The 17,126-nt window shown below is 62.0% G+C and carries 12 protein-coding genes; 4 read left to right on the forward strand and 8 right to left on the reverse strand.

The features are described 5' to 3' along the window. Positions 1 to 62: 62 nt before the first annotated feature. Positions 63 to 1,679, forward strand: a complete 1,617-nt coding sequence (purH, locus tag YH62_RS23475) for a bifunctional phosphoribosylaminoimidazolecarboxamide formyltransferase/IMP cyclohydrolase (protein ID WP_046796729.1) — start codon at positions 63 to 65, stop codon at positions 1,677 to 1,679. A gap of 140 nt (positions 1,680 to 1,819) precedes the next feature. Here the strand turns inward: purH and YH62_RS23480 are convergent, their stop codons facing one another. Next, on the reverse strand, positions 1,820 to 3,205 hold the full coding sequence (locus YH62_RS23480) for an MFS transporter (RefSeq protein ID WP_245282166.1): 1,386 nt from the start codon (positions 3,203 to 3,205) through the stop codon (positions 1,820 to 1,822). 36 nt (positions 3,206 to 3,241) lie between these two features. Next, a complete protein-coding gene (locus tag YH62_RS23485; RefSeq protein WP_046796731.1) occupies positions 3,242 to 8,014 on the reverse strand; it encodes an NAD-glutamate dehydrogenase in 4,773 nt (1,590 codons plus the stop codon). A 214-nt stretch (positions 8,015 to 8,228) separates the two neighbouring features. Between YH62_RS23485 and pdxY the strand changes: the two genes are divergently transcribed. Both pdxY and YH62_RS23495 read left to right on the forward strand, forming a co-directional pair. After that, the gene (gene pdxY / locus YH62_RS23490; protein ID WP_046796826.1) at positions 8,229 to 9,101 is read left to right on the forward strand and encodes a pyridoxal kinase PdxY; all 873 of its coding nucleotides are present in this window, start codon (positions 8,229 to 8,231) and stop codon (positions 9,099 to 9,101) included. Positions 9,102 to 9,187: 86 nt separating this feature from the next. Next, a complete protein-coding gene (locus YH62_RS23495) occupies positions 9,188 to 9,871 on the forward strand; it encodes a carbonic anhydrase (RefSeq protein WP_046796827.1) in 684 nt (227 codons plus the stop codon). 9 nt (positions 9,872 to 9,880) lie between these two features. Here YH62_RS23495 and YH62_RS23500 read toward each other — a convergent pair whose 3' ends face one another. Both YH62_RS23500 and YH62_RS23505 read right to left on the reverse strand, forming a co-directional pair. After that, the gene (locus YH62_RS23500; protein WP_046796732.1) at positions 9,881 to 10,693 is read right to left on the reverse strand and encodes a lytic murein transglycosylase; all 813 of its coding nucleotides are present in this window, start codon (positions 10,691 to 10,693) and stop codon (positions 9,881 to 9,883) included. A 194-nt stretch (positions 10,694 to 10,887) separates the two neighbouring features. Beyond that, entirely contained in the window at positions 10,888 to 11,922 is a 1,035-nt protein-coding gene (locus YH62_RS23505; protein ID WP_046796733.1) for an aspartate-semialdehyde dehydrogenase, read from the reverse strand. Between the two features lie 563 nt (positions 11,923 to 12,485). Between YH62_RS23505 and YH62_RS23510 the strand changes: the two genes are divergently transcribed. After that, a complete protein-coding gene (locus YH62_RS23510; protein ID WP_046796734.1) occupies positions 12,486 to 14,369 on the forward strand; it encodes an MFS transporter in 1,884 nt (627 codons plus the stop codon). Between the two features lie 105 nt (positions 14,370 to 14,474). Here YH62_RS23510 and leuB read toward each other — a convergent pair whose 3' ends face one another. From leuB to YH62_RS30845, 4 genes are all read right to left on the reverse strand, one after another. Further along, the gene (gene leuB / locus YH62_RS23515; RefSeq protein ID WP_046796735.1) at positions 14,475 to 15,587 is read right to left on the reverse strand and encodes a 3-isopropylmalate dehydrogenase; all 1,113 of its coding nucleotides are present in this window, start codon (positions 15,585 to 15,587) and stop codon (positions 14,475 to 14,477) included. Positions 15,588 to 15,693: 106 nt separating this feature from the next. Then, a complete protein-coding gene (locus YH62_RS23520) occupies positions 15,694 to 16,083 on the reverse strand; it encodes a RidA family protein (protein ID WP_046796736.1) in 390 nt (129 codons plus the stop codon). A 12-nt stretch (positions 16,084 to 16,095) separates the two neighbouring features. Further along, on the reverse strand, positions 16,096 to 16,701 hold the full coding sequence (leuD, locus tag YH62_RS23525; protein WP_046796737.1) for a 3-isopropylmalate dehydratase small subunit: 606 nt from the start codon (positions 16,699 to 16,701) through the stop codon (positions 16,096 to 16,098). A 135-nt stretch (positions 16,702 to 16,836) separates the two neighbouring features. After that, the gene (locus YH62_RS30845) at positions 16,837 to 17,064 is read right to left on the reverse strand and encodes a hypothetical protein (protein WP_046796738.1); all 228 of its coding nucleotides are present in this window, start codon (positions 17,062 to 17,064) and stop codon (positions 16,837 to 16,839) included. Between the last annotated feature and the right edge of the window lie 62 nt (positions 17,065 to 17,126).

The following is a 17,126-nucleotide window of genomic DNA, read 5'->3' on the forward strand; positions in this document are numbered from 1 at the left end:
TGCTAACGCGGCGGCATCCGTCCCTTGCGCCCGTCCGTGGGCCGTGTTCCAAGGAGAAGCCCATGGCCGTCGTTTCAAAGAAAATTCCCGCCCCCGACCGGATCAAGGTCCGCACCGCGCTGCTCTCGGTCTCCGACAAGACCGGCATCATCGAACTTGCGCAGGCATTGGTGGATCACGGGGTGCGGCTGCTTTCGACCGGAGGCACGCACAAGGCCATCGCGGCGGCCGGACTTCCCGTGACCGACGTCTCCGAAGTGACGGGCTTTCCGGAAATCATGGATGGCCGGGTCAAGACGCTGCATCCGACCGTGCATGGCGGGCTTCTGGCGATCCGCGACGATGAAGAGCATGCCGCGGCCATGAAGGAGCACGGGATCGACGGCATCGATCTCGCCGTCATCAATCTCTACCCCTTCGAGGAAGTGCGCGCCGCTGGCGGCGATTATCCCACCACCGTCGAGAACATCGATATCGGCGGGCCGGCGATGATCCGCGCCTCGGCAAAGAACCACGCGTATGTGACGATCGTTACCGATCCTTCCGATTATCCGGCGCTCATCGAGGCTTTGCGCAGCGATGAAGGCCACACCGTCTATGCCTTCCGGCAGCGGCTGGCCGCCAAGGCCTATGCACGCACGGCCGCTTACGACACGGCGATCTCCAACTGGTTCGCGGAAGCGCTCGACATCGAAATTCCGCGCTACCGGACGATCGGCGGGGTGCTGAAGGAAGAGATGCGCTATGGCGAAAACCCTCACCAGAGCGCGGGCTTCTACGTCACCGGCGAGAAGCGGCCGGGCGTTGCGACCGCCACCCTCATCCAGGGCAAGCAGCTCTCCTACAACAATATCAACGATACCGATGGCGCCTATGAGCTGATCGGCGAATTCGCGCCGGAAAACGGCCCGGCCTGCGCCATCATCAAGCATGCCAATCCTTGCGGCGTTGCGGTTGCTCCGACCCTTGCGGAAGCTTATCGGCAGGCGCTCGCCTGCGATTCGACCTCGGCCTTCGGCGGCATCATCGCGCTCAATCAGACGCTGGACGCGGAAACAGCCGAGGAGATCGTCAAGCTCTTCACTGAGGTCATCATCGCACCGGAGGTTTCCGAGGAAGCCAGGGCGATCATCGCCAGGAAACCGAACCTTCGCCTGCTTGCCGCCGGCGGCCTTCCCGATCCGCGCTCGCGCGGCCTGACGGCCAAGACGGTTGCCGGGGGACTTCTGGTGCAGACCCGCGACAACGGCATGGTGGAGGATCTCGATCTACGTGTGGTGACCAAGCGCGCGCCGACCGAACAGGAACTCGCCGACCTGAAATTCGCCTTCAAGGTCGCCAAGCACGTAAAATCGAACGCAGTCGTCTATGCCAAGAACGGCCAGACCGCCGGCATCGGCGCAGGCCAGATGAGCCGGATCGATTCGGCCCGTATCGCCGGCATCAAGGCTGAAGAGGCGGCGAAAGCGATGGGATGGGCGGAGCCGATGACCAAGGGTTCGGCGGTCGCATCGGAAGCCTTCTTCCCCTTCGCCGACGGCCTGCTTTCGGCGATCGCGGCGGGCGCCACCGCCGTTATCCAGCCGGGCGGCTCGATGCGTGACGAAGAGGTGATCGCCGCCGCCGATGAGCATGGCGTGGCGATGGTCTTTACCGGGATGCGGCATTTCAGGCATTAATTCCGCCCGTCATCCCTGTGCTTGTCACAGAATCCAGCAGCGCCGCGTCTGCGGCGCATGGAAGCCTTTTCACGCGAAGGACTTCGCGTGGCTGGATTCCTGTGACAAGCACAGGAATGACGAGGGAAGCTTGGCAAGCATTATCGACGGCGGTCCGCCGGATAAGGCGTGGCCAGCAGCAGCAACAGTCCCGCGGCCAGGAAGATGATCAGCGTCGCCATGCCGAGCCGGGCCGAGCCGCTGGCATAGGTCACCATCGAGAAGAGAAGGGTGGCGAGAAAGCTCGTCGCGCGGCCGGAAAACGCGTAGATGCCGAAATAGCGGCCGCTTTCCGAGGGTTCGATGCTGCGGGCGAGATAGGAGCGTGACGAAGCCTGGACGGGCCCGAATGCGATGCCGATCAGAAGCCCGAAGAGAATATAGGCCTTTTCCGCAGCGGTGCCGAAAAGACCGCCGGCGTCTTCCTGCGAAAGCGGCAGCAGTCCGAAGAAGACGAAGCCCGGACCGGTCGAAACGATGCCGATGGTCGCGACGATGAGCAGCACGAGGCTTATGACGACCATGATCTTGGAGCCGAGGTGCCGGTCGAGCCTGCCTGCCAGCAGGCAACTGAAGATCGCCACGACATTCAAGATGATGCCATAGATGCCTATCTCGATCGTCGCCCAGCCGAACATGCCGGCTGCGAAGGCGCCGCCGAGGATCAGAAGACCGTTGACGCCATCCTGATAGAGCATGCGGGCCACCAGAAATTTGGCGATGCCGATGCGCCGGCGCAGATCTGTGAGCGTGCCGGCAAGTTCCGAAAGACCAGCGCGCACGGCCTGCGCCATGGGCAGGCCCTTGGCGGCATCCGGCGTGAAGAAGAACATCGGCAGAATGAAGACGAGATACCAGAGGCCGGCGATCGGGCCGGTAATGCGGGCATCCTCGCCCTGATGCGGATCGAGGCCGAAAAGCGGGGGCAAGCCGATCAGCGTGCGGCCGGTTTGCGGGTTTGCGGCAAGCAGCGTGACGACGGCGATCAGAACCACCATGCCACCGAGATAGCCGAGCCCCCAGGCGATATTCGAGATGCGTCCCACCTCGTCCCTGCCGACGAGCCTCGGCATCATGGAATCGTTGAAGACGGTCGAGAACTCAGCGGCGATCGAGGCCAGGATCATGAAGATCATCGGCCAGATGATCGGCGAGCCGGGCGCGGCGAACCAGAGCGCCGAGACGCAGGTGATCTTGACCAGGGCAAAGAAGGCGATCCACGGCTTGCGCGGGCCGGATTGATCGGCAATCGAGCCGAGAACGGGGGAGAGAATGGCGATGATCAGCGAAGAGATCGTCGCCATATTGCTCCAGGCGGTCTGGGCGGAGACCGGATCTGCGGTGAGCCGCGAGACGAAATAGGGGCCGAAGATGAAGGTGGTGACGACGGTGAAGAAGGGCTGGGCGGCCCAGTCGAACAGCATCCAGCCCCAGACACCGCGCCGGCCGGCTTTCGCCGGCACTTCCTCAAGATGAGACACGGCCACCTTTTCCCCCGGGTTCAAGCTATCGGTCCCGTTGTCTCACCTCACCCTTCCATGCGCAAGGTCGCTGAGCAGGCCTGCCGCCACGGTGATTTTAGGCAGGGTCGGATCGCTGCCTTCGCTTAAAGTCACCAGTTCCGTCCCGATGCGGTTTATCCGCAGGCGATCGGTCGAAACCCAGGCTCCCAGCGGTTTCTTCTCTTTCGGATAGGCCGCAAGCGCCGCAATCACGATATCGCGCCGCGCCGTGGTGATCTGCTGAAGGCTGCGGGAAAGCGCAAGGCTCTCGTAGTGGTCCGAGGTGGCAATGCGTCTACCGACTTCCAGCAGGCGATCGACCCGGAAGGTTTTCGTGACTGCGAAGTATATATCCGCTGCGCGGGAGAGGCTTTCGCCCGTCCGTTCGGCGATCAGCATGATCTCGGGCGTGAGAACGAGGGTCGCAAGCAGAGCGATTTCGGCCGCGAGCTGTGCGGGAGTTCCCTGCGCCTCGAGCTCCGCGGCGTTCGTTTCGATGGCATCGGCAAGGCCGAGGGATCCAATCGAGGCACGCAGGCCCTTGATCGCGTTCTTGAGCCGGCGAATGGCGCTTTCCATATCGCCGACAGCCGCGCCGGTCTCGAGGATGAGCCGGGTCGCTTCGGAGAATATTTCGCTGATCCGTGCGTAGAGACCGTTCTGCGCCTCGCCGGATATCTTCCCGTCCAGGGCGTCCGCCTCAGCCCAGAGTTTCGGCAGATCGAATCCATCGCGGGCGAGATAGGCTGCCTTGACGACGCTTGCCGCGGATGTGCCTGTCAGATCGCTCATCTTCTGGACGAAGCCCGGCCCGCCGCGGTTGATGGCTTCGTTGGCAAGCGAGGTCGCTATGATCTCGCGGTGCAGGCGATGGTTTTCGATATCGCCGGCGAAAGCCTTCTGCATCCTGGCGGGGAAATAAGCCTTAAGCATCGTCAGGAAATAGGGATCGTCGGGCAGCTCGCTCGCCACGAGCGCATCGAACAGGACGATCTTGGCATAGGAGAGCAGAACGGCGATTTCGGGCCGGGTCAAAGGCCTGCCGGAAACATAGCGTTCGGCCAGCTCGGCATCGTTCGGTAGGGTTTCCACCTTGCGGTTGAGCTGGTCCTGCGCTTCCAGAACCGACATCAATCGCGACAGTTCCTCACGATTGGCGGTTCCCTTACGCTCGGTGAGCGAGATCGCCAGCGGCTGCAGATAGTTGTTGCGCAGCACGAGGGCTGCGACTTCGTCGGTCATGGATGAGAGAAGCTGGTTGCGTTTGCCCCGCGTCAGCCGGCCATCCTGCATGGCGGGGTTCAGCGCGACCTTGATATTGACCTCGACGTCGGAGGAATTGACGCCGGCGGAATTGTCGATCGCATCGGAATTGCAGCGGCCGCCGGCCAGCGAATAGGCGATACGCCCCTTCTGGGTGACGCCGAGATTGGCGCCCTCGCCGATCACGCTCGCGCGTACTTCGCCGGCGGTGATGCGGATCGGATCGTTGGCACGGTCGCCGACCTCGGCATCCGTCTCCGAAGCGGCCTTGATATAGGTGCCAATGCCGCCGAACCAGAGGAGATCGACAGGGTTCTTCAGGATCGCGGTCATGATCTCGAAGGGGGTGGCGACGGTCTTTTCCATTCCGATCGCCGCCGCCGCCTCCCTGGTGAGCTTCACCGATTTTTCGGAGCGGGAAATGATCATCGCACCTTGCGAAAGCGTGCTGCGATCATAGTCCTGCCAGCTCGATCGCGGCAGCTTGAACAGCCGCTCGCGCTCAGCGAAGGATTTTTCGATATGCGGATCGGGATCGATGAAGATGTCCCGATGGTCGAAGGCGGCGATCAGGCGGATCTGGCGCGACAGCAGCATGCCGTTGCCGAAGACGTCGCCGGACATATCGCCGACGCCCGCCACGGTGAACGGCGTCGTCTGGATATCGATATCCTTTTCGCGGAAGTGGCGCTTTACCGCTTCCCAGGCGCCGCGTGCGGTGATGCCCATCTTCTTGTGGTCATAGCCGGCCGATCCGCCCGACGCGAAGGCATCGTCCAGCCAGAAGCCGGCTTCCTGCGCCAGCCCGTTGGCGGTATCGGAGAAGGTGGCGGTTCCTTTGTCTGCCGCAACGACGAAATAGGGGTCGTCACCGTCGATGCGCGCAGTGTCCGGCGGGCCAACCACTTCGGAGCCCAGGATGTTGTCGGTGACGGAAAGAAGCGTGCGGATGAAGGTCTTGTAGGCCTCGCGTCCGGCATTGAATATCTCGTCGCGCGAGCCTCCGGCCGGCAGCGCCTTGGGGAAGAAGCCGCCCTTGGCGCCGACCGGCACGATGACGGCGTTCTTCACCTGCTGCGCCTTGACCAGGCCAAGGATTTCCGTGCGGTAATCCTCGCCGCGATCGGACCAGCGCAGGCCTCCGCGGGCCACCTTGCCGAAGCGCAGGTGTACGCCTTCCACTTCCGTTCCATAGACGAAGATTTCGCGGAAGGGCCGCGGCTGTGGCAGGCCATCCAGCAATTTCGGATCGAATTTGAAGGCGAGAACCTTTCTCGGCGCTCCGTCGGCATCGCGCTGGAAATAATTGGTCCGAAGCGTGGCGTCGACCGCGTTGACATAGCGGCGCAGCGTCCGGTCCTCATCGAGATTGGGCACGCCTGCTAGCGCCGTTTCGATGGCGGCATGATGATCGGCGAGCTTTTTGACGCGCGCCTTATCGCCAAGCTTCGGATCGAAACCATCCCGGAACAGGCGGAAGATAGCGGCGGAAATCTCCGGATATTTCGTAAGGGTATCGGCAATGTAGTTCTGCGAATAGACGATGCCGGCCTGGCGCAGATAGCGCGCATAGGCGCGCAGTACCGTCACCTCGCGCGCCGAAAGGCCGGCGAGCAGGACAAGGCGGTTGAAGCCGTCATTGTCGACCGTGCCTTCGAAGGCGGCGAGGAAGGCCTCTTCCAGAAGCGGCCCTTCGCGGGAAAGGTCGATCGTCTCCTGTCCGGTGAGCTGCAGTTCCATGTCGTGCAGCACGACGAGCTTGCGGTCGTCCTCAGGGCCTACACCTATATCGAAGGTTCGCTCGCTGACCACGTGAAAGCCGAGATTTTCCAGAAGCGGCACGCGGCGCGAAAGCGAAAGATGACGGTCGTGGTGGAAGATCTTGAGGGAGACGGTGCCGGGCTTGTCCGTCGGGTCGTGGTAGAAGGCGATGCGGATCGTCTCCCCCGCCGCGCAGGCGGCAATGTCCTCGAGATCGGCGAACGCCTGGTCGGGAGTAAAAGCCTCCTGGAACGCATTGGTGACGGATATGCGCGGCCCCGTCTCTGCAAGGGCGGCGAAGCGCTCTTCCCAAGGCGTGGCGATGAGACGGATCGTCTCTTCGAGCTTCGCCTGGGGAATGCGCGGTGTCTTTCCGCCGCGACGGCCGATGATGATATGGACGCGGGCCACGCCGCCTGCCGGGAAAGCCGGATAATAGGCCGAGACATGTCCGTCATAGGCCTGGGCAAGATAGTCGCTGACCTTTTCGCGGACGAAGGAATTGTAATCTTCACGCGGCACATAGACGATCACCGAGACGAAGCGGTCGAAATGATCTACCCGCGGCAGGACCCGTACCCTCGGCCGCTCGCTCAACTCCATGATCTGTTCGCAGAATCGCGCCAGGACGTCGGTATCGATCTGGAAGAGATCGTCGCGAGGATAGGCTTCCAGCGTGTTGGCAAGCATGCGGCCGGAATGGCTGTCCGGATCGAAGCCGAAATGATCCTCGACGCGGGCGGCCTTGGCCCGCAGCAGCGGAATTTCGCGGACGGAATGGGTATAGGCGGTCGCTGTGAAGAGTCCGACGATCCTCAGTTCGCCGATCACCTGGCCATCGGCATCGAAGCGCTTGACGCCGATATAGTCCATATAGGCGCGCCGGTGCACGACGGATTTTACATTCGCCTTCGTGACGATCAGGAAATCCGGCCCTTCCAGGAACTCGAGGATTTCCGGCGTCGTCATCACCGCATCCTTGCCCTGGCGCAGCACGAGCACGTCAGGGTCGGAGAGGATGCCGAGCCCCCTTCCCTTGCCCCGCTCCACCTTGGCTTCTGCGCCCTTGCCGGAATAGACGTATTCGCGCATGCCGAGGAAGGCGAAATTATCGTCGCGCAGCCAATCGAGAAATGCGAGAGCCTCGTCCCGGTCGGCCTTCCTGCGGCTTGCCGGATGCGCGCGAAGCTGGGTGGCGGCCCCTTCCAGCACCTCCAGCATCGGTTTCCAGTCGGTGATCGCCAGATGCACCTGCTCCAGCACGTGACGGATGCGCTCGGCAAGCGAGGCGGCCTGTTCCTGCGAGAGCGGCGCTATGTGGATCTGGATGAGGCTGACGTGGTGAGAGGGATCGCCGGGCGCTTCGTTCGAGCGGAGCACCGGCTCCTTTCCCGGCGTCATCAGCAGAATGGGATGGACCGCCATATAGAGATCGCGATGGGTGCCGGTGACCTCGCCCATCACCGAATCGAAAAGAAAGGGCATGTTCCGGTCGATAACGGTGAGTACCGAAACCGGGACGCCGGCGGGTTCCACGCCCGCTACCTGCTCGATCGTGATATCCGGCCGCATCCGCGTCCAGGCCTTGAGCCGCCGGGCGGCATGGGCCGTGGAAAGCTCCAGCATCTCAGGCGTATAGGCCTCGAGGTCGTCATTGCTGGCGCGTCCGAATAGAATGAGAGGGTCCAGATGTTCCGCCTTGTCTCCGGTCGCGATCTTGCGTGCTTTCTCGATCAGCTTTTCCCGTTTCGGATTCTGCCTGGCGGCCATCGGGTTTCCCTTCCCTTGTTTCCACGTCGCCGATTTTGCGGCGACGAACCTCATGAAGCTTGTATTTTTGCTTCATGCCGTCGTGAAGCTATTTCTTTTCAGCCCGGCTAAAAGATGGCCGATTCGTCTAGAGTTTATCCTTTCACGTGAAGCCTTGTTGACATGCCGCAAGGAAGAAACGATCAACAAGCCTTCGAAGCCGGAAGCCAAGCCCATGCAGGAATCCCAAAGCGCCGTCATCGTCATCTCCAGTCATGTGGTTCGCGGTTCCGTCGGCAATCGCGCCGTTGTTTTCGCGCTGGAAACATTGGGCTTTCCCGTCTGGGCGCTGCCGACGATCGTGTTGCCCTGGCATCCCGGCCATGGGCGGGCGACCCGCCTCACATTCACCGAGGCCGATTTCGACAAGGCGATCGACGACCTGATCCGGGCACCCTGGCTCGGAGAGGTGAAGGCGGTGCTGACCGGCTATTTCGGCAATGCCGCCCAGCCGCGCGCCGTCGCGCGGCTCGTCAGAGCGCTTCGGGAGAAAAACCCGGAGCTTCTCTACGTTTGCGATCCGGTGATGGGCGATCTCGGAGGCCTCTATATCCCGCAGGAAACGGCGGAAGCGATCCGTGACGAACTCATTCCGCTCGCCTCGCTTGCCACGCCGAACCGCTACGAGCTCGCCTGGCTTTCCGGGGCGGCGCTGGAGAACAATACGCAGATCATGGATGCGGCCGTGGCGCTCGGTCCGGCGCGCATGCTGGTGACTTCCGCCGTGCCGATGATGGCGGGTGGGACCGGCAATCTCTATCTCACCGGCAAGCACGCCCTGATGGCGGAGCACCGGCTGATCGAAAACCCGCCGAACGGTCTCGGCGATCTTCTCTCGGCGGTTTTCCTTGCGCGCCTGCTCGGCGGCATGGACGAGGAACGGGCACTGCAGCTTGCGACCGCGAGCGTCTACGAGGTGCTGGCCCGCACCGTCAAACGCGGCAGCGACGAACTGACGCTCGAAATGGACGCATCCAGCCTGGCAAATCCGATGGCCATGGTGCAATTGCGCCGCCTCGTGCATCCGCTGCAGCGGACGCGCCGGTAGGCCGGTTTCATCCATCCGGCGTTCGGCTGGAAAGTTCCCCTGCGGGGACATTGATCTTCGCCGCGCGCCGGGATAAGCCTTGCGCCATGACGGACTTTCCAGAAACCCTTCTGAACGGCTACCGCAACTTCATGAGCGGTCGCTATGCGCATGAGAGCGACCGTTACCGCGTGTTGGCGGAACACGGCCAGCAACCCCACACCCTTCTTGTCGCCTGTTGCGATTCGCGCTCGGCGCCGGAGACGATCTTCGACTGTGGCCCCGGCGAGCTGTTCGTCGTCCGCAACGTCGCCAACATGGTGCCGCCCTATGAGCCGGACGGACAGTATCATGCCACCTCGGCTGCGCTTGAATTCGCGGTTCAGGCGCTCAAGATCCAAAATATCGTGGTGATGGGCCATGGCCGCTGCGGCGGCATCAAGGCCGCGCTCGATCCGGCCGCAGAGCCGCTTTCGCCGGGCGATTTCATCGGCCGTTGGATGTCGCTCCTTCGCCCGGCCGCTGAGCAGATCCAAAGCAACGACCTGATGACGCAGTCGGAGCGGCAGACGGCACTCGAGCGGGTGTCGATCCGCAATTCGATCAACAACCTGCGCACCTTCCCCTATGTGCGCGCCCTGGAAGAGCAGGGAAAGCTGCATATCTATGGCGCCTGGTTCGACATATCGACCGGCGAATTGTGGGTGATGAACGGCAAGACGGGCGATTTCTTCCGCCCGGAGCTCGAGGTCTCCGCTGAAGCGGACAGCGTCGAAGAAGCGGAAACCTGATCGACGGGCTTACTCCCCGTCGATCCGTGCGCCGATATAGGCGATCGCCTGCTGATAGACGCTTGCAGCATTCCAGCCTTGGATAGCATTGTAGTTCGCCTCACCCGGCTGATAGCCGGCTCCGCGCCTCCAGCCGTGACCGACCAGGAAGTTGGCGGTCGAAGCCAGCGCGTCGGCGCGCGACCTGACCATATCGACATGGCCGTCGCCGTCACCATCGGCACCGTAGCGGATCACGTTTGCCGGCAGGAACTGCGTCTGACCGATTTCGCCGTGCGCTGCGCCCTTGGCGGAGGGGCTGAGATCGCCGCGGCCCACGAGCCGGAGGGCGGCATAGAGTTGATCGGTAAAATAGGCGGAGCGACGGCAGTCATAGGCAAGCGTTGCGACAGCCGAGAGCGTGTGCTGGTTGCCCATGAAGCTGCCGAAGCCGGTTTCCATGCCCCAGATGGCGAGCAGCGGACCGGCCGGCACGCCATAACGGCGTTCGATGGCGGCGAAGAGCGCGGCGTTGTTCTTCTTCATGCTCTTGCCGCGGGAGATGATGGCCTGGCCGCCGCGCTTCTGCATGAACTGATCGAAGGAAAGCTTGAAGCTCCGCTGGCCGCGGTCGGCCTTGATCGTTTCGCGATTGTAGGAGACGTTGGCGAATGCCTTTTCGACAACGGAAGGACTGATGCCGTTGGCGGAGGCCTGCCGTTTGAAATCCTGAACCCATTGCGCAAAACCGGAACCATCATTGCCGCATTGCGCCGCCATGGCCGGCACGGCGCCGGCAAAAATCCCAGTGGCGACTAATCCTGCCCGCAAAATCTTCAACATGAGCGTCAGACTCGTTTCAAAGCCGGAGCCGCTTGTTCAAACGCCCGGACTGAGGTGGCTATATCTGGCCTTATGGCTGTGGTTGAGAACAATCGCAACCCAAGCGAATATGAACAGTTCGTGAAATTGGCGTTTCTCAAGCAAAAGCTCCACCATTTCTGGCGGAGCTTTATCATGCCATGGTTAACGATCGATTATGCCGCGGCCTTGCGCGGCTTCACCAGCCCGCGGTTGACGAGCAGCTCGGCGATCTGGATCGCGTTGAGTGCTGCACCCTTGCGCAGGTTGTCGGAGACGACCCAGATGTTAAGGCCGTTCTCCACCGTCGCATCCTCGCGGATGCGGGAAATGTAGGTGGCGTCCTCGCCGGCGCATTCATAGGGCGTCACGTAGCCGCCGTTTTCATGCTTGTCGACGACCAGGCAACCCGGTGCCTCGCGCAGGATTTCACGGGCCTGTTCGGCGGTGATCTCGTTCTCGAATTCGATGTTGACCGACTCGGAGTGGCCGATGAACACGGGAACGCGCACCGCAGTGCAGGTCACCTTGATCTTCGGATCGAGCATCTTCTTGGTCTCGGCGAGAACCTTCCACTCCTCCTTCGTATAGCCGTCCTCCATGAAAACATCGATATGAGGGATGACGTTGAAGGCGATCCGCTTGGTGAACTTCTTGGATTCGATCGGATCGGCGACGAAGACCGCGCGCGTCTGGGAGAAAAGCTCGTCCATGCCTTCCTTGCCGGCGCCCGAGACCGACTGGTAGGTCGAGACGACGACGCGCTTGATCTTGGCGGCATCATGCAGAGGCTTCAGCGCGACGACGAGCTGTGCCGTGGAGCAATTCGGGTTGGCGATGATGTTCTTCTTGGAGAAGCCTTCGATGGCATCCGGGTTCACTTCCGGCACGATCAGCGGCACCTCGGCGTCGTAGCGCCAGGCGGAGGAGTTGTCGATGACGATGCAGCCCTGGGCACCGATCTTCGGCGACCACTTCTGCGAGATCGAACCGCCCGCCGACATCAGGCAAATGTCGGTATCGGAGAAGTCGTAATTCTCTAGGTTGGAAACCTTCAGCGTCTTGTCGCCGAAGGAAACCTCGGTGCCCTGCGAGCGGGCGGAGGCCAGCGCCACTACTTCGTCGGCCGGAAAGCCCCGCTCCGCGAGAATGGACAGCATTTCCCTACCGACATTGCCGGTTGCCCCGACGATTGCGATCTTGAAACCCATGATATGCTCTCTTTCTGTCTCTCCTCGATCCGGTGAGGGGGAAACCGCAGCATGTTGCGCGGATTTCCTTGTCCCCGGCCATGCCGGGGAGAGAGCGGCGGGCCAGAGACGTCAGACGGTTTTCGTCGTCGTTTTGGCCGTGGTTTTGGAAGAATCGGAAAGACGGAAATCCCGTCCGGCATATGATGCCGGCGGTCCGAAGGCGGCGATGTAAAGTTCGCTGCAATTCATGGAGGCGTCTTCCCGTTCGCCGAAGCTGTTTAGAAGATTTTGGCCCCGAGTCAAGCCTGAGCCCGCCGTTTCAAGCGCGTCCCGACGATCGCGGCAAGATGCGGCCGGCTGCCTGAGTGTCCTTCGGAAAGAAGAAGGAGAATCATGACAACGGAGACCCGCTATGCCGGCATGGCAACGAAGAGGCGGCATTAGACGAAAGTCATAATCCCAAAGCATCTCTCTTCCTCGAATCAGATTTCTGCCAATCTGCTGGAATGCGCGCCATCCTGACATCCGGGAGGAGAGTCGGAGCAGGCTGGTGCGTCGGTTGATCTTGTGGAGGACGGATCATGGCAAATGTCACGACCACTGCCGACGTAAAGTCAGGCAGTATGACGCGGGAGGAGAAGAAGGTCATCTTCGCCTCTTCGCTCGGCACCGTATTCGAATGGTACGATTTCTATCTTTACGGCTCGCTCGCCACTTTCATCGGCGCGGCCTTCTTCAGTCAGTATCCGGAAACGACCCGGAATATCTTCGCACTTCTTGCCTTCGCGGCAGGCTTCCTGGTCCGCCCGTTCGGCGCGCTGGTCTTCGGCCGGCTGGGTGACCTCGTCGGCCGCAAATACACCTTCCTCGTCACCATCCTGATCATGGGTCTTTCGACCTTCCTCGTCGGTCTTCTGCCCGGCGCGGCTTCGATCGGCATCGCCGCTCCGATCATCCTGCTCCTCCTGCGCATGTTGCAGGGCCTGGCGCTCGGTGGCGAATACGGCGGTGCCGCGACCTATGTGGCCGAGCATGCGCCGCATGGAAGACGCGGTTTCTTCACGTCCTGGATTCAGACCACGGCCACGCTCGGTCTCTTCCTGTCGCTGGTGGTCATTCTTTTGGTTCAGGCGATCCTCGGCCGCGAAGCCTTCGCCGCCTGGGGCTGGCGCATTCCCTTCCTGGTCTCGGTGGTCCTGCTCGGCGTTTCCGTCTGGATCCGTCTGAAAATGAACGAATCGCCCGCCTTCCTGCGAATGAAGGAAGAGGGCAAGGGCTCCAAGGCACCGCTTTCGGAAGCCTTCGGCCAGTGGAAAAATGCCAAGATCGCCCTTCTGGCTCTGTTCGGCGCCGTCGTCGGCCAGGCCGTCGTCTGGTATTCGGGGCAGTTCTACGCTTTGTTCTTCCTTCAGAACATCCTGAAGGTGGAGGCCCAGTCGGCAAACATCATGGTCGCAGCCTCGCTGCTCCTCGGCACGGGCTTCTTCGTCTTCTTCGGCTGGCTGTCGGACAAGATCGGCCGCAAGCCGATCATCATGGCGGGCCTGCTGCTTGCCATCATCACCTACTTCCCGTTGTTCAAGGCCATGACCTGGGCAGGTAATCCGGCACTGGCACAGGCACAGGAAACGGTTCGCGCGACCGTGACCGCCGCTCCGGGCGACTGCAAATTCCAGTTCAACCCGACCGGTACGGCGAAGTTTACCACCTCGTGCGATATCGCGACCTCGTTCCTGACCCGCAACTCCGTTCCCTACGACGTGGTTGCAGGCCCCGCCGGCTCGCCGGCGACCGTCAAGATCGGCGAATCCACCGTCACCAGCTATGACGCGACCCAGGCCGGTGCGGGCGCCAAGGCGGCGGACACGGCCTTCCAGAAGCAGGTCAACGTTGCCCTGCAGGCCGCAGGCTATCCGCTGGCACGCGGTGCATCGAACGTTCCGGAAGCCAAGCTCGATGCCTTCGTCGCCGCCAATCCGGAACTGCAGCTCGATGCCGCAGCCATCCGTGCGGGGAATGCAACGACGGTGTCCGGCGCCGATCTCGTCACGCAGAAGCTGCTGACGGCGGAAGAAGCCGCCGGCGTTACGGAGATGGCGGTCTACTCCATCCCGAACTCCGGCAATTTCACCATGGTGGCCGATCCGGAAGCCGTGAACTGGGCGATGCTCATCGCCATCCTGACGGTACTGGTCATCTACGTAACCATGGTCTACGGCCCGATCGCCGCACTGCTGGTCGAACTCTTCCCGACCCGCATCCGCTACACCGGCATGTCGCTGCCCTACCATATCGGCAACGGCTGGTTCGGCGGCCTGCTGCCGGCAACGGCCTTCGCGATGAGCGCCGCCAAGGGCGATATCTATTACGGTCTCTGGTACCCGATCGTCTTCGCGGCCATTACGCTGGTGATCGGCCTGCTCTTCCTGCCGGAAACCAAGGACCGGGATATCCACGCGGAATAATCCACCGCTTCGCCGGCCGGCATTCTTTTCCGGCCCACAACGAGAAAACCCGGCGCCTCAAGCGCCGGGTTTTCCATTTGCAGGATGTCGATCCGTCAGGACAAATCAGGCCGAGAGCGCCTTGAACTCGGAAAGGATCGCATCGCCCATTTCGGCGGTGCCGACCTTGCGGCAACCTTCCGCCATGATATCGCCGGTGCGGATACCCTGGTCGAGGACATTGGCGATCGCCTTTTCCAGGTTGTCGGCTTCCTTCACCATATTGAAGGAGTAGCGCAGGCACATGGCGAAGGATGCGATCATGGCGATCGGATTGGCGATCCCCTGGCCGGCGATATCGGGTGCGGAGCCGTGAACCGGTTCGTAGAGCGCCTTGCGCTTGCCGGTCTTGGTATCCGGCGCGCCGAGCGAGGCCGAGGGCAGCATGCCGAGCGAGCCGGTCAGCATGGCGGCCACGTCGGAAAGCATGTCGCCGAAGAGGTTGTCGGTGACGATGACGTCGAACTGTTTAGGCGCCCGCACGAGCTGCATGCCGCCGGCATCCGCCAGCATGTGCTCCAGCCTGACGTCGGAATATTTCGCCTTGTGCGTTTCGGTGACCACCTGGTTCCAGAGCACGCCCGACTTCATGACGTTGCGCTTTTCCATCGAGCAGACGGAATTGCGGCGCGTGCGGGCAAGCTCGAAGGCGACGCCGGCGATGCGCTCGATCTCGTAGGTATCGTAGACCTGGGTGTCGATGCCGCGCTTCTGGCCGTTGCCGAGATCGACGATTTCCTTCGGCTCGCCGAAATAGACGCCCCCGGTGAGTTCGCGGACGATGAGGATATCGAGGCCTTCCACCAGTTCCGGCTTCAGCGACGAGGCGGAGGCAAGCGCCGGATAGCAGATCGCCGGCCTCAGATTGGCGAAGAGTTCCAGATCCTTGCGCAGCCGCAGGAGGCCGGCCTCCGGGCGCACTTCATAGGACACGGAATCCCACTTCGGTCCGCCGACCGCGCCGAAAAGCACCGCATCGGCCGCCTTGGCCTTGGCCATGTCCTCTTCCGAGATCGCCGCGCCATGGGCGTCATAGGCCGAGCCGCCGACGAGGCCTTCGTCCGTGACGAAACCGGCGTTCATGGCGTCGTTCATATAGGCGATGATCTTGCGGACCTCGCCCATGGCCTCGGGGCCGATACCGTCGCCGGGAAGAAGAAAGAGCTTGTGAGACATGATGCTGTGGCGTCCTTGCGATCAGGCGGGCTCGTCCTCCCCGCGGGATCTTCCCGCAGTTGGCTGTAAACCTCGTCCGAGCCCGCCGGAAGGGACGAGGCCGAACGTGTTATGCCGAGCCGGCGCCGATGCGGGCCGTGACCTCGATCTCGATCTTCATTTCAGGTGTCGTCAGCCCGCAGACCACCATGGTCGCCGCGGGGCGGATTTCGGAAAAGGTTTGGCCGAGCACCTCGACCAGGGCATCATAGTCCGCCATGTCGGTGAGGTAGTAGCGAACCCTCAGCACGTCGTGCAGGCCGCTGCCGGCTTCCTTCAGCGCTTTCTCGATGGTGCCGAGCGCATTGCGGGTCTGGGCCGCAACGTCCTCCGGCATCTCCATGCGGGCATAGTCATAGCCGGTGGTGCCGGAAACATAGACCATGTCGCCGTCCACCACGGCGCGGGAATAGCCGATGCGCGCTTCGAAGGGTGAGCCTGAGGAAATCCGCTTGACCATCGTGACGGCCGATCAGAGCCAGGGGCGTTCGGTGCGCAGCTTGTTCTCGAAGCTGCCGATCACCGCATCGCTCTTCAGCGTCGAGGCGATGTCGTCCAGGCCTTCGAGCAGGATATGGCGGCGTGCCGGATCGATGTCGAAATGCAGCGAGCCGCCGTCCGGACCAGTAATCTCCTGGGCTTCGAGATCGACGGTGAGGATAGCGTTGGCGCCGCGCGAGGCATCGTCCATCAGCTTGTCCAGGTCTTCCTGGCTGACGACGATCGGCAGGATGCCGTTCTTGAAACAGTTGTTGTAGAAGATATCGGCGAAACTGGTGGAGATCACGCAACGGATGCCGAAGTCCAGGAGCGCCCAGGGCGCATGCTCGCGCGAGGAGCCGCAGCCGAAGTTATCTCCGGCGACCAGGATATTGGCATTCCGGTAGGCGGGCTTGTTCAGCACGAAATCCGCGTTTTCGGAACCGTCTTCCTTGTAACGGGCTTCCGCGAAAAGTCCCTTGCCGAGGCCGGTACGCTTGATCGTCTTCAGGTAATCCTTCGGAATGATCATGTCGGTGTCGACGTTGACGACCGGAAGCGGCGCCGCGACGCCGGTGAGCTTGACGAATTTTTCCATGACCTGCCTCCGCGTTACTCTATGCGCGGAAGCTGCAATAGAACAAATCCCGGCGGATTTGAAGGGCAGTTTACCGTCAACCGGTACGGTTTGCTTTGCGCACCGGTGTCCTTTCCACGCGCAGCGGAAGATTTTCTAGAGATCGATGATGGTGCCGCGTCCGTCGTTCCAGACGCGCATCTGCGGTTTTCCGGCCTTGGCGCGCACCGGCACCGGCTTCAGCCGGGCGGAAAGGGCGCGTCCTGCAGCGAGGATCGCCAGGATGCCCGCGAAGGCGACCGTCAGCGATGCCGTGAGAAGGGCAAAGAAAGCAAAAATGGCGGCCCCGGATGTAACGAGGAAGAATGTGCGGATGTTCTGCATGATCCAAACCTTTCTAGACTTGAATGTGGGCCCTTCCGGAACATCTTGCAAGAGCCTTCACG

The organism is Rhizobium sp. LC145, assembly GCF_001005825.1.
Lineage (GTDB): Bacteria > Pseudomonadota > Alphaproteobacteria > Rhizobiales > Rhizobiaceae > Neorhizobium.